Annotated in this window: 15 protein-coding genes; 7 read left to right on the top strand and 8 right to left on the bottom strand. The window is 44.1% G+C overall.

The annotated features are described in order from the left end of the window. Nucleotide 1: 1 nt before the first annotated feature. Nucleotides 2-2,155, top strand: a complete 2,154-nt coding sequence (locus tag AB6E85_RS17005) for a heparinase II/III family protein (protein WP_372143325.1) — start codon at nucleotides 2-4, stop codon at nucleotides 2,153-2,155. Between the two features lie 459 nt (nucleotides 2,156-2,614). Beyond that, nucleotides 2,615-3,439 (top strand): fumarylacetoacetate hydrolase family protein, encoded by an 825-nt coding sequence (locus AB6E85_RS17000; RefSeq protein ID WP_372143324.1) that lies wholly within the window; start codon nucleotides 2,615-2,617, stop codon nucleotides 3,437-3,439. Nucleotides 3,440-3,537: 98 nt separating this feature from the next. Here the strand turns inward: AB6E85_RS17000 and phnE (AB6E85_RS16995) are convergent, their stop codons facing one another. The 4 genes from phnE (AB6E85_RS16995) to phnD form a co-directional block, all read right to left on the bottom strand. Next, nucleotides 3,538-4,368: a phosphonate ABC transporter, permease protein PhnE gene (phnE, locus tag AB6E85_RS16995; protein WP_050644757.1), complete on the bottom strand. Its 831-nt coding sequence runs from the start codon at nucleotides 4,366-4,368 to the stop codon at nucleotides 3,538-3,540. A gap of 10 nt (nucleotides 4,369-4,378) precedes the next feature. Further along, the gene (phnE, locus tag AB6E85_RS16990; RefSeq protein WP_052878558.1) at nucleotides 4,379-5,233 is read right to left on the bottom strand and encodes a phosphonate ABC transporter, permease protein PhnE; all 855 of its coding nucleotides are present in this window, start codon (nucleotides 5,231-5,233) and stop codon (nucleotides 4,379-4,381) included. Continuing rightward, complete coding sequence (gene phnC, locus AB6E85_RS16985) at nucleotides 5,230-6,048, bottom strand: phosphonate ABC transporter ATP-binding protein (RefSeq protein ID WP_372078816.1); 819 nt, start codon at nucleotides 6,046-6,048, stop codon at nucleotides 5,230-5,232. The genes phnE (AB6E85_RS16990) and phnC overlap by 4 nt, the downstream gene beginning before the upstream one ends. 143 nt (nucleotides 6,049-6,191) lie before the next feature. Next, the gene (phnD, locus tag AB6E85_RS16980) at nucleotides 6,192-7,148 is read right to left on the bottom strand and encodes a phosphate/phosphite/phosphonate ABC transporter substrate-binding protein (protein WP_048607068.1); all 957 of its coding nucleotides are present in this window, start codon (nucleotides 7,146-7,148) and stop codon (nucleotides 6,192-6,194) included. A 266-nt stretch (nucleotides 7,149-7,414) separates the two neighbouring features. Between phnD and AB6E85_RS16975 the strand changes: the two genes are divergently transcribed. Next, nucleotides 7,415-8,131: a FadR/GntR family transcriptional regulator gene (locus tag AB6E85_RS16975; protein ID WP_122081665.1), complete on the top strand. Its 717-nt coding sequence runs from the start codon at nucleotides 7,415-7,417 to the stop codon at nucleotides 8,129-8,131. Nucleotides 8,132-8,372: 241 nt separating this feature from the next. On the opposite strand, the gene AB6E85_RS16970 is transcribed toward AB6E85_RS16975, so the two are convergent. The 4 genes from AB6E85_RS16970 to AB6E85_RS16955 form a co-directional block, all read right to left on the bottom strand. After that, nucleotides 8,373-9,872 (bottom strand): tripartite tricarboxylate transporter permease, encoded by a 1,500-nt coding sequence (locus AB6E85_RS16970; RefSeq protein ID WP_122081664.1) that lies wholly within the window; start codon nucleotides 9,870-9,872, stop codon nucleotides 8,373-8,375. A 9-nt stretch (nucleotides 9,873-9,881) separates the two neighbouring features. After that, nucleotides 9,882-10,337: a tripartite tricarboxylate transporter TctB family protein gene (locus tag AB6E85_RS16965; protein WP_372143322.1), complete on the bottom strand. Its 456-nt coding sequence runs from the start codon at nucleotides 10,335-10,337 to the stop codon at nucleotides 9,882-9,884. 88 nt (nucleotides 10,338-10,425) lie between these two features. Continuing rightward, nucleotides 10,426-11,352 (bottom strand): tripartite tricarboxylate transporter substrate binding protein, encoded by a 927-nt coding sequence (locus AB6E85_RS16960; RefSeq protein WP_372143321.1) that lies wholly within the window; start codon nucleotides 11,350-11,352, stop codon nucleotides 10,426-10,428. A gap of 25 nt (nucleotides 11,353-11,377) precedes the next feature. After that, entirely contained in the window at nucleotides 11,378-11,848 is a 471-nt protein-coding gene (locus AB6E85_RS16955; RefSeq protein ID WP_059020525.1) for a hypothetical protein, read from the bottom strand. Between the two features lie 910 nt (nucleotides 11,849-12,758). Between AB6E85_RS16955 and AB6E85_RS16950 the strand changes: the two genes are divergently transcribed. From AB6E85_RS16950 to AB6E85_RS16935, 4 genes are all read left to right on the top strand, one after another. Next, a complete protein-coding gene (locus AB6E85_RS16950; RefSeq protein ID WP_048613949.1) occupies nucleotides 12,759-14,537 on the top strand; it encodes a sodium:solute symporter family transporter in 1,779 nt (592 codons plus the stop codon). Nucleotides 14,538-14,755: 218 nt separating this feature from the next. Next, nucleotides 14,756-16,834: a DUF4962 domain-containing protein gene (locus tag AB6E85_RS16945; protein WP_048616501.1), complete on the top strand. Its 2,079-nt coding sequence runs from the start codon at nucleotides 14,756-14,758 to the stop codon at nucleotides 16,832-16,834. A gap of 653 nt (nucleotides 16,835-17,487) precedes the next feature. Beyond that, a complete protein-coding gene (locus AB6E85_RS16940; protein ID WP_048607064.1) occupies nucleotides 17,488-18,369 on the top strand; it encodes an NAD(P)-dependent oxidoreductase in 882 nt (293 codons plus the stop codon). Between the two features lie 1,034 nt (nucleotides 18,370-19,403). Next, the gene (locus tag AB6E85_RS16935; RefSeq protein ID WP_372143319.1) at nucleotides 19,404-21,275 is read left to right on the top strand and encodes a methyl-accepting chemotaxis protein; all 1,872 of its coding nucleotides are present in this window, start codon (nucleotides 19,404-19,406) and stop codon (nucleotides 21,273-21,275) included. Nucleotides 21,276-21,471: the final 196 nt, after the last annotated feature.

The raw sequence follows: 21,471 nt of genomic DNA, 5'->3' as shown, positions 1-21,471 counted from the left end.
AATGAGCTATCAACCACTTTTACTTAACTTTGATGAAGCAGCAGAGCTTCGTAAAGAACTTGGCAAGGATAGCCTTTTAGGTAAAGCACTGACTCGCGACATTAAACAAACTGACGCTTACATGGCGGAAGTTGGCATTGAAGTACCTGGTCACGGTGAAGGCGGCGGTTACGAGCACAACCGTCACAAGCAAAACTACATCCATATGGATCTAGCGGGCCGTTTGTTCCTTATCACTGAGGAAACAAAGTACCGTGATTACATCGTTGATATGCTAACAGCGTACGCGACGGTGTACCCAACACTTGAAAGCAACGTAAGCCGTGACTCTAACCCTCCGGGTAAGCTGTTCCACCAAACGTTGAACGAGAACATGTGGATGCTTTACGCTTCTTGTGCGTACAGCTGTGTTTACCACACCATCTCTGAAGAGCAAAAGCGTCTGATCGAAGACGACCTTCTTAAGCAGATGATCGAAATGTTCGTTGTGACTTACGCACACGACTTCGATATTGTACACAACCACGGCTTATGGGCAGTGGCAGCGGTAGGTATCTGTGGTTACGCAATCAACGATCAAGAGTCAGTAGACAAAGCGCTTTACGGCCTGAAACTAGACAAAGTAAGCGGCGGTTTCCTAGCGCAACTTGACCAACTGTTTTCGCCAGACGGCTACTACATGGAAGGTCCTTACTACCATCGTTTCTCGCTACGTCCAATCTACCTGTTCGCAGAAGCGATTGAACGTCGTCAGCCTGAAGTTGGTATCTATGAATTCAACGATTCAGTGATCAAGACAACCTCTTACTCTGTATTCAAAACAGCATTCCCAGACGGTACATTGCCAGCTCTAAACGATTCATCGAAGACAATCTCTATCAACGATGAAGGCGTTATCATGGCAACGTCTGTGTGTTACCACCGTTACGAGCAGACAGAAACTCTGCTTGGCATGGCTGATCACCAACAAAACGTTTGGGTTCATGCTTCAGGTAAAACACTGTCTGACGCGGTTGATGCAGCAGATGACATCAAAGCATTCAACTGGGGTAGCCTGTTTGTAACGGACGGCCCTGAAGGCGAAAAAGGCGGCGTAAGCATCCTTCGTCACCGTGACGAGAAAGACGACGACACAATGGCGTTGATCTGGTTTGGTCAGCACGGTTCAGACCACCAGTACCACTCTGCGCTAGACCACGGTCACTACGATGGCTTGCACCTAAGCGTATTCAACCGTGGCCACGAAGTGCTGCACGATTACGGCTTCGGTCGTTGGGTAAACGTTGAGCCTAAGTTTGGCGGTCGTTACATCCCAGAGAACAAGTCTTACTGTAAGCAGACGGTTGCTCACAACACAGTAACGGTTGATCAGAAAACACAGAACAACTTTAACACAGCATTGGCTGAGTCTAAGTTTGGTCAGAAGCACTTCTTCGTAGCAGACGACCAGTCTCTACAAGGCATGAGCGGCACAATTTCTGAATACTACACTGGCGTAGACATGCAGCGTAGTGTGATTCTTGCTGAGCTGCCTGAGTTCGAGAAGCCACTTGTAATTGATGTATACCGCATCGAAGCTGACGCTGAACACCAGTACGACCTACCAGTTCACCACTCTGGCCAGATCATCCGTACTGACTTTGATTACAACATGGAAACAACGCTTAAGCCGCTAGGTGAAGACAACGGTTACCAGCACTTGTGGAACGTGGCTTCGGGCAAAGTAAACGAAGAAGGTTCTTTAGTAAGCTGGCTACATGACAGCAGCTACTACAGCCTAGTAACCAGCGCGAATGCGGGCAGTGAAGTGATTTTTGCTCGCACTGGTGCTAACGATCCAGACTTCAACCTTAAGAGTGAACCTGCGTTCATCTTACGTCAGTCTGGTCAAAACCACGTGTTTGCTTCTGTACTAGAAACGCATGGTTACTTTAACGAGTCTATCGAAGCCTCTGTAGGCGCTCGTGGTCTGGTTAAATCAGTATCTGTTGTGGGCCATAACAGTGTCGGGACTGTTGTTCGCATTCAGACTACTTCTGGTAACACTTACCACTACGGTATTTCAAACCAAGCTGAAGACACGCAGCAAGCAACTCACACTGTTGAGTTCGCGGGCGAGACATACTCGTGGGAAGGATCATTTGCTCAACTGTAAATGATTAATACCAATCACAGTAAGTAAGTGAGCAGAAATAGCGCAGGAAAAAAGCTTGAGAACAAGGCAGAATTTTTCGATAAGTAGTTATTCTACAACCAAAAATTCTAACGAAGTTATCGAGCTTTTTAACAAGCTAGGGTGGCCAGTTATTTACTACGATTGGTATCACACGCAAGTTATTTAACGATGGCTTGTGTTGATGTGGTGCTTTGCGGGAACGAAGCATCACATTGAATTCAGTCGTGATTGCAGAATCGTTCGTTGATACCAACAACGACTGAATACATCGGGAATAAGTCAAACCGAGTAACTCACTGTGAGTTGCTCGGTTTTTTATGCGTGCTGCTTTTATAAGAAGGGGTGAAGAGGATAGGGCAACGGAGCTTCCCTTTTCCTTCGAATCTTACAGAGTGGACTAAAGTATAATTTAGGATAAAAAAATGAAGGGATTCAAGGATGAAGTGGTTATTGGCAATAGTTACGATATCTGGCGTCGCATTGGCGGCAGAAAATAACAATGTTGAGGTGAGCAGCGAGCATTTCGTCCGTTATCAATACCAAGACAAAGTCAGCTATGGAATGCTAGACAATGACGTTGTGTTACCGGTCAGCGGCGATATCTTTGGAGAATATTCGGTAGCAAAAAATTCGATCCCGTTAGAGTCGGTTGAGGTGTTACTGCCGACAAAACCAGAGAAAGTTTTCGCTGTCGGGATGAACTTCGCTAGCCACTTAGCCTCACCTGCCAATGCACCACCGCCGATGTTTCTTAAACTTCCTTCTTCTTTGATTCTCACGGGCGAAGTGATTCAAGTGCCACCAAAAGCAAGAAACGTTCATTTTGAAGGCGAGCTGGTGGTTGTGATTGGTAAAGAGCTCAGCCAAGCCAGTGAAGAAGAAGCCGAGCAAGCGATCTTTGGTGTCACGGTGGGCAACGATATTACGGAAAGAAGTTGGCAAGGTTCGGATTTACAATGGCTCCGAGCGAAAGCTTCCGATGGTTTTGGCCCGGTTGGCAACACAATTGTGCGCGGCATTGATTACAACAATGTTGAGTTGACCACTCGTGTTAACGGCAAGGTGGTCCAACAAGAAAATACTTCGTTCATGATTCACAAACCACGAAAAGTCGTGAGCTATTTGAGCCACTATTTTACCCTCAAACCGGGCGATCTTATTTTTATGGGAACGCCAGGTAGAACCTATGCTCTGTCCGACAAAGATCAAGTGAGTGTTACGATTGAAGGGGTAGGGACTGTGGTAAACGAAGTGCGGTTCTGATGGTGAAAAATGTTTATTACGTTTCAACAAACGAAAAGCCTACTCACTGAGTAGGCTTTGGTCCTAACTAACCGTCTATTTGACGTTGTTTTTAGTATTTAGATAAGGGCTTTTCTTGCTTTGGCTGCCACCCATTCGGAGAAGATGACCGTCACTAGAATCGCACAAAAAATCACAGTCACTTGAGGCCATGCCAGCATCGCCATCGATTCTTGTAATTTCAAGCCGATACCGCCAGCGCCGACCAAGCCTAAAACCGTAGACTCACGAATATTGATATCCCAACGGAACAAGCTCGTGCCGATGAAGCTTGGCATCACCTGCGGAAGAATGCCGTAGTTCAACACTTGCAGCGGAGAAGCTCCGGTCGATTGGATTGCTGACATCTGTGTTGCGTTCACTTCTTCAATCGCTTCGTACATTAACTTCGCCACGAAGCCAATTGAACGTAGTGCTATCGCAATGATACCAGCCAACAAACCTGGGCCGATGATTGCTACCAACAACAACGCCCAAATTAACGAGTTGATTGAACGACTTGCTGCGATGATGAACAGCGCGATAGGTCTGATAAACGTCATGCTTGGCGTTGTATTACGTGCCGCTAAGAACGCAACTGGAAACGCGAGTACGATCCCTAACAGTGTGCCAAGTGTCGCGATGTTAATGGTGTCCCACAACGGACTCCAAAGAGACTCTAAGTAGCTCCATCTTGGTGGCCACATACGTGAAGAGATATCAGAAAATTGGTTGGGTGAGTCAGTTACAAAGTACCAAATCGTATCTTTGTTCATGACTTGCCATGCGAATACTGTCAAAGCAACAAAGCAAAGCCAGCCTAGCCAAAGCATTAGGCTCTGTTTACTGTCGTAACGCTGCCATTGGGTACGATTGATGGCGCTTGTCGGTGTTTCATTTAGCGTGCTCATTGGTCGTTCCTTACTGCACATGCTTACGGATGATGGTTGATAGGTATTCACACAACATCACAATCACGATAATAATCAATAGAATAGCAGCCGCTGCGCTGTATTCGTAACGGTCCATTGCTGTGTTTAAAGTTGCGCCGATACCACCTGCGCCAACAATGCCAATCACGGCTGACTCACGAAAGTTGATGTCGAGTCGGTACATCGAAAGTCCGATGAAGCGCGGCATCACCTGTGCTTGAATTGCGTAATTCACCTGTTGTAACCAACTCGCGCCCGTTGCACGCATTGCGGTGAGTGGTGCTGGGTCAATGGCTTCAATTTCATCGGCAAACAGTTTTGCGAGAAAGCCGATGGTCGCGAAGGTGAGCGTGACAAAACCCGCAAACGTACCAAAGCCAAATAGAGCAACACACAGAATCGCTACGATGATTTCTTGTAAGCTACGAGCAACCGAAATAAACGCACGACAGAATAGGTAAACGGGAGTAGGGGCAAGGTTTTTCGCTGCGCCTAATCCGAATGGGATAGAAAGAAGGACACCCGCCACGGTCGATGTCAGGGTCATGGTTAAACTTTCAATCAAACCTTGTGAGATGTTGTTCCAACGGCCACCAAAATCTGGATTCATGAAAGCCAAAATGAACTGCCAGCCGCGTTCGCTGCCTTCGTAAATTCGAGTCCAGTTGACGTGTACCGATTGAGTCGCGAGGTACAAGTAAACCGCGACAATGATGATTAAGCTCCAGCGTAGCCATGGGCTAGAAATCAGTGGCGGCTTTGTCCACTGTGTCGGGTATTGTTTGGAATTCTGTTTTCCTGACTTTAAATGCTGCTGAACTTGATTTGGATATGGTTGAGTCATATTGTTGCCTCAGACAGGCGAGGGCTCGTGATGATGAGGTCATCGGACTCTTCTTCTGCTTGTTGACTCCAGTCTTCCTCACCGTAGATTTGCGTTAAAACATCTTCAGTGAGCAGATTTGGTTTGTCATCAAATACGACACAACCTGCATTCAAGCCGACAACACGGTCAACAAACTGCTTTGCTAATTGAACATCGTGAATATTGATGATGGCAGGGAGCTGTTGCTCTGAACAAATCTCACTGATCAGTCGCATGATTTGGCGCGCAGTACGTGGATCAAGTGCGGCCGTTGGTTCATCAATCAACAGTAATTTCGGTTTCTGCGCAAGGGCGCGTGCAATACCAACACGTTGACGCTGACCACCCGACAGAGCATCGGCTCTTTTATTGGCGTGTTCTAACAATCCAACACGGTCGAGTAGCGCATAAGCGGCTTGGATATCCGACTCCGGGAAACGACGAGTAAAGCTTTGCCAGAAATTCACGTAACCCAAACGTCCTGAAAGTACGTTTTCCATCACCGTCAAACGCTCAATCAGCGCGTACTCTTGGAAAATCATACCGATCTCACGGCGTGACTGTCTCAGTTGTCGCTTAGACAGCGTTTCCAGATTGGTATTGGAAAAGATCACTTCGCCGCTGGTGGGTTCGGTGAGCCGATTAATACAACGGATAAGCGTTGATTTACCCGCACCAGATGGACCAATTAAACCAACCACTTCACCGGCATTGACCGACAAGCTAACGTTGGTAAGGGCTTTATCAGAACTGGAGTAGTGCTTGGTAAGCCCTTTAAGGGTAAGAGTAGACATAGAATTCCTATAAGAGCGGTGTACTAAGAGTTCGCCTGAGACAGGCATGGAAAGTAAACCGGAAAGAGTGGTGAATAACTGCAGGCGATTACACCTGCAGTTAGTTTTATCGGTGTGTGATTGGCTTTTTAGTTCGGTTGAACTTAGCTACACGTGTAAGAGACTTTGTTTGCCGTATCGATAGTGCGGATCACTTCCCAGTGCTCTTTGTAAGTAATAGGAACAAACTGCGCTTCGCCGTTACGTTCAAATTCTTCTTGAAGCTTTGTGCCTTCCCAATCGAAAGTGAAGAACGCTTTTTGAATCTTCTCTTGTAGCTCTGGCGTTAGGTTGTGCGCTGTGCCGTAAGCGGTAGTCGGGAAGGTTTGAGATTTGTAGATGCTCTTGATTTGGTCTTCTTTCACAACATCGCGTGAAAGCATGCGGTTCAATACTGAGTTAGCAACTGCTGCAGCATCGTAATCTTTGTGCGCCACACCCAAAATAGAGTTGTCGTGTGCGCCAGAGAATGCTGGTTTGAAATCTCGGTCAGGTTGAAGTTGGTATTCAGCGTCCAAAATCGCAGAAGGTGCTTTGAAGCCAGAGTTAGACGTTTGTGATGTGAACGCTAGGTTCTTATCTTTTAGGTCTTCCACTTTCTCAATGCCAGAACCAGGGTAAGTGATGATTTCCATTTCGTAACCGAAAGATCCATCTTCTGCAGCCATCATTGTGAATGGGGCAAAGCCTGCACAGTTAACCGCTAGTGGTGTAGAACCTGTGTTGAAACCTGCGATATGTAGGCGACCTGAACGCATTGCTTCAATTTGAGCAGCGTTATTTTGAACAGGGAAGAAACGAACCGTCTTTTCCGTTGTTTTTTCAAGGTGGCTCAAAAACTCGCTCCACACATCAGCGTATACTGCAGGATCTTCAACTGGCGTATAAGCAAAAATTAGCGTGTTTGGGTCAACCCATTGTGATTCATCTTGAGGAACATCAGCAACCAAGTTGCCAGAGCGATCTTCGTATCGTGTATCCATTGCTAATGCAGAACCAGAAAAAATCAGCGCAGCAGTAATAGCGCTCTTAAGCGTGAGATTTGTTTTTGTCGGTTTCATTATTTCAGTCCAATTGAGTTATGTCTTGGGAAGGGAGTATAGAAATCGAGGATGACAGAACCGATGCGTTTTGATGACGGATTTATGAATGGTGTAACATAATGTTTCTAGCTGTGCGGAATTGGATGCTTTGTAAGTGTTTGATTCATTGAGTAAATTAATAGAGCACGACTCGTTGCTATTTAACTCAATTGGCGCTAGGTTGAAATCCTGTTATAGTGATCCTTAAATAATACATAAACATAACATATAAAATAAGTGAACTTATGGTTAGCACTTTTAATTCAATCTCGGGCTCGAAGCGCAGCCTGCACGTGCAAGTAGCGCGTGAAATCGCTCGTGGAATCTTGTCTGGTGAACTGCCACAAGGTTCTATTATTCCTGGTGAAATGGCGCTGTGTGAACAGTTTGGTATCAGCCGTACGGCACTTCGTGAAGCCGTTAAACTACTGACTTCTAAAGGTCTGTTAGAGTCCCGCCCGAAAATCGGTACTCGTGTAGTAGATCGCGCATACTGGAACTTTCTTGATCCTCAACTGATTGAATGGATGGATGGTCTAACCGACATAGACCAATTCTGTTCTCAGTTTTTAGGCCTTCGCCGTGCGATTGAACCTGAAGCGTGTGCATTAGCGGCAAAATTTGCGACTGCTGAGCAACGTATCGAGCTTTCAGAGATCTTCCAGAAGATGGTTGAAGTGGATGACGCAGAAGTGTTTGACCAAGAACGTTGGACAGACATCGATACTCGTTTCCACAGCTTGATCTTTAATGCGACAGGTAACGATTTCTACCTGCCATTTGGCAATATTCTGACTACCATGTTCGTTAACTTCATCGTGCACTCTTCTGAAGAGGGCAGCACATGTATCAATGAACACCGTAGAATCTATGAAGCGATTATGGCTGGCGATAGTGAAAAAGCTCGTACAATGTCAGCCGCTCACTTGCAAGATGCTAACCACCGTTTAGCTACAGCGTAATAGAAGTGATTTAAAGTGTATCTGAGCCATCTCACATTGAGATGAATAGCCCACGTTCAGAAAAACGACTTATAAAGGTATGCCAAGTGCATGCCTTTTTTATTGTCTGTTTTTTGCAGAAATTGATTATTTATTGTGTACTAAAAAGCCAGAGACGTAGGTCTCTGGCTTTAGTTTTTTAACGTTTAGGTCATAAGTTAAATGCGATGTCTTAACCGCTATCCATTGAGCAAACAGTCAACTATAGACATTGTTCAGTTTCCTTTTGTTTCTGCTTCTTCTTCATTTTTAACGTTGAATAAACAGAGAATATAGCCAACACGATAAACGCGAGTGCAATAGGGCGTTCATAAAGGAAAGACCAACTGCCATCGTACATCAACAGTGATTTCCTCAGGTTTGTTTCTGCCATTGGACCTAAAATGATCGCAAGCAGAATAGGCGAAGACGGAATATCCAATTTAGTTAAGATAAAGCCCAACAGACCGAAACCGATCGCAATACCCACATCAAACATCGAGTTGTTAATCGCGTAAGCACCAACGATCGACAAGAAGACAATAATTGGGATCATAATGATCTTGGGTACTTCAATGATGCGGCAGAAGAAACGAATACCAAGTAAACCAATCACTAACATCACAAGGTTAGCAACCAACATCGAGCTAAATACGCCATAAACCACTTCTGGGTTTTGGGCAAACAGTAGAGGTCCAGGTGTTAAACCTTGAACAATGAGTGCGCCTAAAAGAACCGCTGCCACAGCATCCCCTGGAACGCCAAGTGTTAACAATGGAACCAACGAACCACCCGTTACACCGTTGTTTCCAGATTCGGCCGCTGCTAGACCTCGTACTGATCCTTTACCAAACTCTTCGGGGTTTTTCGATGAACGTTTTGCTTCGTTGTAACAAACGAATGCTGAAATATCAGCACCTGCACCCGGTACAGAGCCGATGGTTGTTCCCATCAAACCACTTTTTATTGCGGTTGGTAGCATTTCTTTAAGGTCGCCTTTGCTCAACAGTTTATGGTCAAACTTCGGCGCGACGACTTTCTTCTCAGAGAACAGTTTTTCTAACTGGTTTAATGCTTCAGATAGAGCGAACAGACCAATCAAAACAGGGATGACATTGATTCCGCTATAGAGATCCATGATGTCAAAAGTAAACCTTGGCACACTGCTGATTGGGTCGAGCCCAACGGTCGATACCAATAGTCCAATCGTACCCGCAAGTAACCCTTTAAAGATGTTGTTCGAAGAAACGCTCGCAATGATAGTTAAACCAAACAGAGCAAGTGCGAAGTACTCTGGTGCATTAAAACGCAGTGCAAAGGTCGCCAGTTTAGGTGCAATTGCAATAAGGACGATAGTACTGAGTAACCCGCCAATAAATGAAGCAACAGCCGAAATACTTAATGCTCTTGCTGCTTGCCCTCTAACAGCCATGGTGTGGCCGTCGAGTACACTTGCTGCAGACGCTGGTGTCCCCGGTGTTTTAAGCAGTATTGCGGCAATTGAACCACCGTAAATGCCACCAATGTATACACCAATTAACATCACGAGGGCTGACGTCGGTTCCATGCCAAAGGTAAATGGCAGGAGAATCGCAACGCCCATCGTCGCCGTTAGGCCGGGTAGTGCGCCTAGAATTACGCCACCCAGTACGCCAAAAACAAGGACAGGAAGCACTGCAAAACTAACAGCTGTTGCGAGACCATCGATTAGATATTCAAACATTATGACCTCCTATGACCAGGTTGCTTCAGGAAGCGCGATGTAAAACACCTCGCCAAACAAATAGTAAACCGCAAACACAAAGACAACGGCGACAACGTAGTAAATTGGCTTCTTAACTTTGAAGTAAACGAGGTAGAACATAAATGCAATCAAACTCGCGTAAAGGTAGCCAACCACACTGATGAGTAATGCGTATCCGATAAGAAAGACAACGCCGAAGATAGACATCTTGCTTATCATCGCTTCTTGTTGTTCTGAGACGCCTTTGAGTTTGTGTTGAACGATGAGAACAATACAGATAGCAATTTGGGCAATCACAATCATCATCGGGAAGAATTTTGCATCAACACTTGCATCTTGATACATCGGACGATCAAACTGAGTAATCAACGCGAGTGCGATTACGCTCAATATGATGATTATGGAAGGGAAAACGACATTCCGATTTAAGTTGGCGTTAGACATAGAATTTACCCCTAAAAAGTAAAGCAAGGGAAAGATACAAACTAATAACAGAGGCACAACTGATAAAAGTTGTGCCTCCGAACAAAGGTTATTGAATTAATTGAGTCAGTGATTTTGTATCTTCTGCGACAAACTCAGTGAAGGCTTTGTCATCAAGGTTGTGAATCGTCATTGCACCTTTCTCCATGAAAGATTTGAACTCTTCACTTGCCATTGCTTCATCAAATGCAGCACCCAGCTTCTCGATTACTGCATCAGGTGTATCTTTTGGAGCACCAATACCGCGCCATGTACCTGTTACTACATCAATGCCTTGCTCTTTCAAAGTAGGAACATCTGGAATGTACTGAATACGTTCTTCAGACATGACACCTAATGCTTTTAGTTGGCCTGAACGAAGTTGAGCGATAGCTTCACCCGGTGTCACCATGGTTATGTCTGTGTGGTGGCCCAGTACTGCAGGAATCGCTTCAGATGCACCGTTATAAGGGATAGCGTTGAGTTTAATATCTTGGTCTTTTTCAAGAGACATTAAGTAGAAGTTTGGTGCAGCGGTTGAAGCAAATTTTACGCTACCAGGGTTTTCTTTGGCTTCTTTAATCAGATCATTAATGGTGTTGTATGGGCTATCGGCTGCAACTAATACGACCGCTGGGTCCAGGTTTACTAAGCGAATGAGTCTAAAATCGTCTGCCGTATGGCGCATCAAACCCATTTGAGGAAGCGAAGCGATTTCACGAGTGACCACTGTTAACGTGTAGCCATCAGCACGCTGCTGGGCACCAAAGCTCATTCCAACGGCGCCAGCTCCACCCGTACGGTTCATGATTGAAATGTTCTGCCCTAGAATGTCTTTCGCACTATTTGCAAGGGTACGGCCAACGGCATCTGTACCGCCGCCCGCGCCAAATGGGACAACTAAGCGAATGTTTTTGCTTGGGTAGTCTGCTGCAAACGACGTTGCAGAAACAAGTATGCCGGCAGCCAGCATGATGGATTTCAATAATTTACTCATATTAAGTTCCTTCTGTTTCTAATTATTAGCGATATGTTTTTGTAGGGTTTTCTGCTTTTTCTGTTTGGTATTCGTGCATTGCTAGCTGTTCAATAGCTACAGCTATCCAGCCACTGATCAGCATGTCATACCATTGTTGTACGCCACTGCAGGCAACAACCACGTTTCCGTAAACAAACGAACCATAAAACAGTAAGTCTTCGTCACGTAATGAAGATGGGTGTTGGGAATGAAGTGTTAGATTGCTTGTTGATTCTCGCCATGCTTGCTGAGCTTTCTTACGAGCAAGGTGATCAAACTTGATAGTCCAGTTAACAGGGGTTCCTAAAGACTCTTCATAAAGAATGGCGTCTTCAAAAGAGGCTTCCCAAGGCTTGAGGTGTGGATTCATAACGACAATATGCAGTTCTTTTCTATTGGTTCTTTCAAACAGTTTGTCGATAGAGGGTTTAACGATATCGATAGCGTCTTGAGTGATATCTTTCATTGAGCGCATGCCACATGTCCTTATGTCTGGTTAGATATATAGAATATTGTATGACAATAATTTTTCAATTAACGAAAGCTTGGAAGCGGGGAACGATCACAAGTGAAAGTCTTCTAACAAGACGTCGGTCTTGTTTTGACCATGTTATGTCGGAAATAGTGTGATTCTGGTCTTTTATTGAGCTGGATATACATGCACTCAGATCCAGTTATTTTGGCGTGATAACAGAGCACCCTATAAAACAATGGGATACATACGAATATGCTAGCGAGCTAATCGGTTTGTTTTTAGGAAGTGTGTTGCACTGTTTTGGTTCAATCATTTTCCCATATTTCTTAAGCTATTCGGGTTGCTCACTACCCCTAATCTTTGCACGTTCTCTTTATCACTAACAGAAACAGCATCTTAAATCTCCTCTCTTAACTCATCGGAAATGGTCAAAAGAATCATTCGATTTAGGCGGTTTTTCATCCATTTATATTTAGATCTAAAGATAAGAGCACTACACAAATTTGAATTGAATTCTAACTAGAACAACTTATCAATCTGTCAAAAAACACTGGTTTATTGTGTGATAAATGAGGATGGTTCAGATCTGATTTGGCTTTTATTATTTTTGAGAATTTTATATTTATATGTGTTTGGTTGTATTTGTTAATAAGTGTGCAAAGTCTCACTTTTTTGTAAGTCTTTGATTTTAATGGGTGTGATGTTCTTTGGTCTTGGTTTTTTGAGTTTTCACCTCAAACACCAATAATTTCCTTAATGGATTGGCCATATTCCATCCTATGTCATATATATAATTAACTTAATCAATCAAAATAAGATCGCCATCACTTATTTGGATTATTGTACTACAAATAAAGTTTGAGATTTCCTATAGTCCTCGTAACAAAATACAACGGACAAAGGATACACGATGGAACTCAACACGATTATTGTCGGCATTTATTTCCTATTCTTGATTGCGATAGGTTGGATGTTTAGAACATTTACAAGTACCACCAGTGACTACTTCCGCGGGGGCGGTAACATGTTGTGGTGGATGGTTGGTGCAACCGCCTTTATGACCCAGTTTAGTGCATGGACATTCACCGGTGCGGCAGGTAAAGCGTATAACGATGGTTTTGCAGTAGCGGTCATCTTCGTAGCCAACGCATTTGGTTACTTCATGAACTTCGCATACTTTGCTCCAAAGTTCCGTCAACTGCGTGTAGTAACGGTAATCGAAGCAATTCGTATGCGTTTCGGTGCGACTAACGAACAAGTATTCACTTGGTCTTCAATGCCAAACAGTGTTGTTTCTGCAGGTGTATGGTTAAACGCACTAGCAATCATCGCTTCTGGTATCTTCGGTTTCGACATGACAGCAACTATCTGGATTACCGGTTTGGTTGTATTGGCAATGTCTGTAACGGGTGGCTCATGGGCGGTAATCGCATCTGACTTTATGCAGATGGTTATCATCATGGCAGTAACCGTGACATGTGCTGTTGTTGCTGTTGTTCAAGGTGGCGGTGTTGGTGAAATCGTGAATAACTTCCCAGTAGCGGAAGGCGGTTCTTTCCTTTCTGGTAACAACATTAACTACTTAAGCATCTTCAGCATTTGGGCATTCTTCATCTTCGTGAAGCAGTTCTCTATTACTAACAACATGCTTAACTCTTACCGTTACCTAGCGGCTAAAGACTCAAAGAACGCGAAGAAAGCAGCGCTACTAGCGTGTGTGCTAATGCTTTGTGGTGTATTTATCTGGTTCATGCCTTCTTGGTACATTGCAGGTCAAGGTGTCGACCTAGCAGCAGCTTACCCAGATGCAGGTAAGAAAGCGGGTGACTTTGCCTACCTATACTTCGTACAAGAGTACATGCCAGCAGGTATGGTTGGCCTTCTAGTTGCGGCGATGTTTGCAGCGACAATGTCTTCAATGGATTCTGGTCTAAACCGTAACTCGGGTATCTTTGTTAAGAACTTCTATGAGCCAATCGTTCGTAAAGGTGCGGCTAGCGAAAAAGAGCTAGTAACTGTTTCTAAGATTACTTCTGCCGTGTTTGGTATTGCTATCATCCTTATTGCACAGTTCATCAACTCGCTTAAAGGTTTGAGCCTGTTCGATACCATGATGTATGTAGGCGCACTTATCGGCTTCCCAATGACAATTCCTGCATTCCTTGGCTTCTTTATTAAGAAGACTCCGGACTGGGCTGGTTGGGGTACGCTAGTAGTTGGTGGTTTTGTTTCTTACTACGTAGGTTTCGTTGTTAACGCTGAAATGGTGTCTTCAATCTTTGGTCTAGAAGAGCTAACAAGCCGTGAATGGTCTGATGTTAAGGTAGCTATCGGTCTGATTGCTCACATTACGTTGACAGGTGGTTTCTTCATCCTATCAACTCTGTTCTACAAGCCATTAACTGAGAAGCGTCAAGCAGACGTTGATAAGTTCTTCGGCAATCTGTCTACTCCATTAGTTGCGGAGTCAGCAGAACAGAAAGTACTGGATAACAAACAGCGTGAAATGCTTGGTAAACTGATTGCGGTAGCGGGTGTTGGTATCATGCTAATGGCTCTACTTACTAACCCAATGTGGGGGCGCCTAGTCTTCATCCTTTGTGGTGTGATTGTTGGTGGTGTTGGTGTGCTATTGGTTAAAGCGGTCGATGACGGCGGTAAGCAAGCGAAAGCAGTAACCGAAAGCTAATATAGAGAAAACGTTTATAATAGAATGCGACGACTCGAAAGGGCGTCGCATTTTTTGTTCTGCGAAACGGAAAAACTGTCAGGTGGAAGATATCTGACCTAAATCACGAAAACTGTACAAAATGGTTCAATCGAACCGAAATAGATTCAATTGTCCTACAATAAGACGTATATTGTTGCTAATTCCTTTCAATCAACTTGAAAAATAAGTGAGTTAGAATGAGCGACCAAAAATCTCTTGATGCAATCAGGAAGATGAAGCTGGAGAATGATACTTCAGCAGGTAATCTTGTAGACCTACTCCCTATCGAAGTACAGACACGTGACTTCGACCTATCATTCCTAGACAACTTGAGCGAAGCACGTCCACGTCTTCTTGTTCAAGCAGATCAGTTAGAAGAATTCAAAGCGAAAGTGAAAGCTGATGAAGCTCACTGCATGTTTGATGATTTCTACAATAACTCGACAGTTAAGTTCCTTGAGACTGCTCCTTTCGAAGAGCCTCAAGCGTACCCAGCTGAGACGGTAGGCAAAGCTTCTCTATGGCGTCCTTACTGGCGTCAAATGTACGTTGATTGCCAAATGGCATTGAACGCGACACGTAACCTAGCAATTGCTGGTGTTGTGAAAGAAGACGAAGCGCTAATTGCTAAAGCAAAAGCTTGGACTCTAAAACTGTCTACGTACGATCCAGAAGGCGTGACTTCTCGTGGCTATAACGATGAAGCGGCTTTCCGTGTTATCGCGGCTATGGCTTGGGGTTACGACTGGCTACACGGCTACTTTACAGATGAAGAACGTCAGCAAGTTCAAGATGCTTTGATTGAGCGTCTAGACGAAATCATGCACCACCTGAAAGTGACGGTTGATCTATTGAACAACCCACTGAACAGCCACGGTGTTCGTTCTATCTCTTCTGCTATCATCCCAACGTGTATCGCGCTTTACCACGATCACCCGAAAGCAGGCGAGTACATTGCATACGCTCTAGAATACTACGCAGTACACTACCCACCATGGGGCGGTGTAGACGGCGGTTGGGCTGAAGGTCCTGACTACTGGAACACACAAACTGCATTTCTAGGCGAAGCATTCGATCTATTGAAAGCATACTGTGGCGTAGACATGTTCAACAAAACATTCTACGAAAACACAGGTGATTTCCCGCTTTACTGCATGCCTGTTCACTCTAAGCGCGCGAGCTTCTGTGACCAGTCTTCAATCGGTGATTTCCCGGGCCTGAAACTGGCTTACAACATCAAGCATTACGCAGGTGTTAACCAGAAGCCTGAGTATGTTTGGTACTACAACCAACTGAAAGGCCGTGATACTGAAGCACACACCAAGTTCTACAACTTCGGTTGGTGGGACTTCGGCTACGACGATCTTCGTTTTAACTTCCTTTGGGATGCACCTGAAGAGAAGGCACCATCGAATGATCCACTGTTGAAAGTATTCCCAATCACAGGTTGGGCTGCATTCCACAACAAGATGACTGAGCGTGATAACCATATTCACATGGTATTCAAATGTTCTCCGTTTGGCTCAATCAGCCACTCTCACGGTGACCAAAACGCATTCACCTTGCATGCATTCGGTGAAACGCTAGCGTCAATCACTGGTTACTACGGTGGTTTCGGTGTTGATATGCACACGAAATGGCGTCGTCAAACGTTCTCTAAGAACCTTCCACTATTTGGCGGTAAAGGTCAGTACGGCGAGAACAAGAACACAGGCTACGAAAACCACCAAGATCGCTTCTGTATCGAAGCGGGCGGCAACATCTCTGACTTCGACACTGAATCTGATGTGAAGATGGTTGAAGGCGATGCAACAGCGTCTTACAAGTACTTCGTTCCTGAAATTGAATCTTACAAGCGTAAGGTCTGGTTTGTTCAAGGTAAAGTATTCGTAATGCAAGACAAGGCAACGCTTTCTGAAGAGAAAGACATGACTTGGCTAATGCACACTACTTTCGCAAACGAAGTGGCAGACAAGTCTTTCACTATCCGTGGCGAAGTTGCGCACCTAGACGTAAACTTCATCAACGAGTCTGCTGATAACATCACGTCAGTTAAGAACGTTGAAGGTTTTGGCGAAGTTGACCCATACGAGTTCAAAGATCTTGAAATCCACCGTCACGTTGAAGTGGAATTCAAGCCATCGAAAGAGCACAACATCCTGACCCTTCTTGTTCCGAATAAGAACGAAGGCGAGCAAGTTGAAGTGTCTCACAAGCTTGAAGGCAACACGCTAATGCTAAATGTTGACGGTGAAACGGTTTCAATCGAACTGTAATTCGCTGAAGCAACAGAAGCTAGATATTAAAAACTCCGAGTGAAAGCTCGGAGTTTTTTTGTTTTGTTAGCTAGCAAGTTGGATACTCAGTTAAATTGTATTAGTTGGCAAAGTTGGGAACCCCATCAGGTTGAAAGGAAACTAAATGGCCAAGAGATCAATCGCTTCTCGATGCCAAGCCAATAGCTCGATGGCTGAACCTGGAAGCTGATACACACAAAGGCTGGGCATGTACTTAGCCACGATGTTCAATGAAATGTGAATGAGTCGTATACGAGACTCGCATGTATCGCTTTGTTAGAAGAATAGGGCGCCAACCCCTTTTTCGTAAAAACTGATATGACTTACTTCTGCGTGAACAGTCTAATCACTGGCTGATTACGGGAATAGTGCACTATACATAGGTAAAGGCGTAGCTTGTGCTTACTAATCGTATGACATTTAACGTATGTTATTTCATCAATAGACGGTTTTTAAAGTGGCAAATAGTTCCTGTAAGTACAAAGCGTGACCCATATTTTCTCGTAAAGTGAACCCCCGTCACAACTTACGTCTAACCATTAAATCAATGCCCTAAAACTATTGCGTAACGAGAAAGACGTAGTTATTATAATGAGCATATAATCATACAATACTATATTTGGAGTTTGAACATGACTAAACCTGTAATCGGTTTCATTGGCCTAGGTCTTATGGGCGGCAACATGGTTGAAAACCTGCAAAAGCGCGGCTACCACGTAAACGTAATGGATCTAAGCGCTGAAGCTGTTGCTCGCGTTACAGATCGCGGCAACGCAACTGCATTCACTTCTGCTAAAGAACTAGCTGCTGCAAGTGATATCGTTCAGTTTTGTCTTACAACTTCTGCTGTTGTTGAAAAAATCGTTTACGGCGAAGATGGCGTTCTAGCAGGCATCAAAGAAGGCGCAGTACTAGTAGACTTCGGTACTTCTATCCCTGCTTCTACTAAGCAAATCGGCGCAGCTCTTGCTGAAAAAGGCGCGGGCATGATCGACGCACCTCTAGGTCGTACTCCTGCACACGCTAAAGATGGTCTTCTGAACATCATGGCTGCTGGCGACATGGAAACTTTCAACAAAGTTAAACCTGTTCTTGAAGAGCAAGGCGAAAACGTATTCCACCTAGGCGCTCTAGGTTCTGGTCACGTGACTAAGCTTGTAAACAACTTCATGGGTATGACAACTGTTGCGACTATGTCTCAAGCTTTCGCTGTTGCTCAACGCGCTGGTGTTGATGGCCAACAACTGTTTGACATCATGTCTGCAGGTCCATCTAACTCTCCGTTCATGCAATTCTGTAAGTTCTACGCAGTAGACGGTGAAGAGAAGCTAGGTTTCTCTGTTGCTAACGCAAACAAAGACCTTGGTTACTTCCTTGCTCTTTGTGAAGAGCTAGGTACTGAGTCTCTAATCGCTCAAGGTACTGCAACAAGCCTACAAGCTGCTGTTGATGCAGGCATGGGTAACAACGACGTACCAGTAATCTTCGACTACTTCGCTAAACTAGAGAAGTAATCGACGTACGACCTCGCTAGGGTATTGCCTGTCTTTTTAGGCGGCGATACCTCAGCGAGGTTCGTTTTTATCTGCCATATCCAAACCTTTGTTCCCTCGTTAAACTCTTCTACTTCAACTTCCTCAGCTACACCTACTCAAAACTCTGTTTGACTATTTTACTGCTTCAATTCCTATTTTTTCTATATCTATTTGTAAATTCAAAGCCTTCTAGCACCCACTCGTTCACTTACTTTTCTACGTAAACTTAAAACCAGTGCACTTACAGGATTGTTGGTGATGACTTAACACCGCTCGTGTATCGGGCCTGAAAAGAAAGTAAAAAAAAGCCCACACAGCTGGTGACTGTATGGGCATGTTCGGACGAGCCGTCTGGAAAAACAAATGATCAATAGCAAGTGAAAAAACGAATAACGAGATCCCCCGACAGTTTCTACGTTAAACGCGTTCAATGACCTTAAAGCGGCTGCTTCAATTATCACTTTGAATTGAACAAAAGCATCCAGAAAGAACTTAAGTTATGATTCAAATACATCATAACTTAAGGCTTATTGTATTACAAATAAATTTTAAGATTGAATGCCTTTAGTGAATGGTTAGTTGGTAGAAGTGTGAGTTGAGACTCACTTTTTTACTCAGCTGATTGAGAGGAAGAAGAAGAGTTTCCGAAAAAGTGCTATCGGAGAAATGATGAGCTAATTATCTAAAATCGATCTATTTGAATGCGTTATGCGTCAATGTTTAACTTCGAACAAAATCCAAACTCATAAATGATACCTATATCACAGGGCGATTTTAGCCAGTTTTAATATATCAAGATCGCTCACAGAATAGTTGGTCAATTAAACATACAATATTAATTAAATTGATGGTTGTGACGATGGATCGGCATGAACGGGTTTCACTTCCCGTATCTTCGAAAATGCAAAAAATAACCATTTCATTCGGATAAAAATAATAGACATAGGTTGATATGGATGATGAGTTTTATGAATTCAAAATTGTCTCTAGGGTTTAAAGGAAAATTGATTTTAATGGTAGCGATCGTCAGCTCTAGTGCTTTGGCATTTACGAACTGGTTTACGCTTAACTTGGCCACTGAACAGGTAAACCAAACGATTTATAACGAGATTGATCACTCGCTTACGATAGAAATCAATCAAATAGAAAATACCGTTCAACGCACCATTGATACCGTTAACTCTGTTGCACAAGAGTTCATGAAATCCCCATACCAAGTGCCGAATGAAGCACTCATGCATTATGCTGCAAAACTCGGTGGTATTGACAAGATTGTAGTGGGTTTTGACGACGGCCGTTCTTATACCTCTCGTCCTTCAGAGTCTTTCCCTAACGGTGTTGGGATAAAAGAAAAATACAACCCAACCACTCGACCTTGGTACCAACAAGCTAAATTGAAATCAGGCTTGTCTTTTAGTGATCTGTTTTTCACTAAGAGTACTCAAGTGCCTATGATCGGTGTGACCTACTCATACCAAGATCGTGTCATCATGGCCGATATACGTTTTGACGATTTGGAAACTCAGCTTGAACAGCTGGACAGCATCTACGAAGCCAAAGGCATTATCATCGACGAGAAGGGGATGGTAGTCGCTTCGACAATCGAAAACGTACTTCCGCAAAGCAATATATCTTCTGCAGATACTCAAATGAAACTCAACAGTGCCATTGAACAGCTTGATCAATTCATTGAGGGTGTGATTGATGGCAACCAGAGAATTTTGATGGCCAAGAAAGTGGATATTGGCAGCCAGAAAGAGTGGTACATGATCTCTAGTATTGACCCAGAGCTCGCACTCAATCAGTTGAATGGTGTGATGTCGAGTGCACGCATTCTTATTGTAGCTTGTGTGCTTGGCTCGGTGATATTGATGATTTTACTTCTGAATCGCTTCTACCGCCCAATCGTGTCACTGCGCAAAATCGTCCACGATCTATCTCAAGGTAACGGAGACCTGACTCAAAGGCTTGCTGAGAAGGGGAATGATGACTTAGGGCATATCGCCAAAGACATCAACTTGTTCATCATTGGCCTGCAAGAGATGGTTAAGGACGTCAAATTTAAGAACTCGGATCTCGATACTAAGGTACTGAGTATTCGTGAAGGTTGTAAAGAAACCAGCGATGTACTGAAAGTTCACACTGATGAAACGGTTCAAGTGGTCTCTGCAATTAACGGCTTATCTGAAGCATCAAACGAAGTCGAGAAGAGTTCTCAGTCGGCGGCAGAAGCAGCAAGAGAGGCAGCCGTGTTCAGTGATGAGACGAAACAGATTAACACGGTGACGGAAACCTATATCAATGATCTTGAGAAGCAAGTCTGCACCACTTCTGATGACATTCGCTCAATGGCGAATGAAACGCAGAGCATCCAGTCTATCGTGTCTGTGATTGGCGGCATTGCGGAACAAACTAATTTGTTGGCATTGAATGCGTCTATTGAAGCGGCGAGAGCGGGTGAGCATGGTCGAGGCTTCGCGGTGGTTGCTGATGAAGTCCGTGCGTTAGCCAACCGAACGCAAATCAGTACTTCTGAAATTGATGAAGCGCTGTCTGGCTTGCAGTCTAAATCAGATGGTTTGGTTAAATCGATTGAGTTGACTAAAAGCAACTGTGAAATGACTCGTGCTCAAGTGGTTCAAGCGGTAAATATGTTGGCGAAGCTAACGGAACAGATGGAAACGGTGAGTCGTTTTAACAATGACATTTCGGGTTCGTCTGTTGAGCAAAATGCACTTATTCAGAGCATCGCTAAGAACATGCATAAGATTGAAAGCTTTGTTGAGGAGCTTAATAAGCTAAGCCAAGATCAGTTGACTGAATCAGCAGAAATCAAAACACTTAACGGCAGCGTTAGTGAGTTGATGAGCAGCTTTAAGGTTTAAGTTTTTTAATATTTATATATAAAAATCAACACACTAAGTTTAGTTTGTGATCTGAGAGCCACTCAATAACTTGCGAGTTTAGAGTGGCCTTTCTGCGTTGTTCTTGAGTCTAACTCTACGTAATATCCGTTCATTTCACTTCATTTGCCGCATCTCATATTCTGATAAATAGGCAATTGACATAAAATAGTACAAA

It is taken from the genome of Vibrio sp. 10N.247.311.51 (assembly GCF_041467855.1).
In the GTDB taxonomy this organism is placed as follows: domain Bacteria; phylum Pseudomonadota; class Gammaproteobacteria; order Enterobacterales; family Vibrionaceae; genus Vibrio; species Vibrio coralliirubri.
This window is presented reverse-complemented; position numbering and strand designations above follow the sequence as displayed.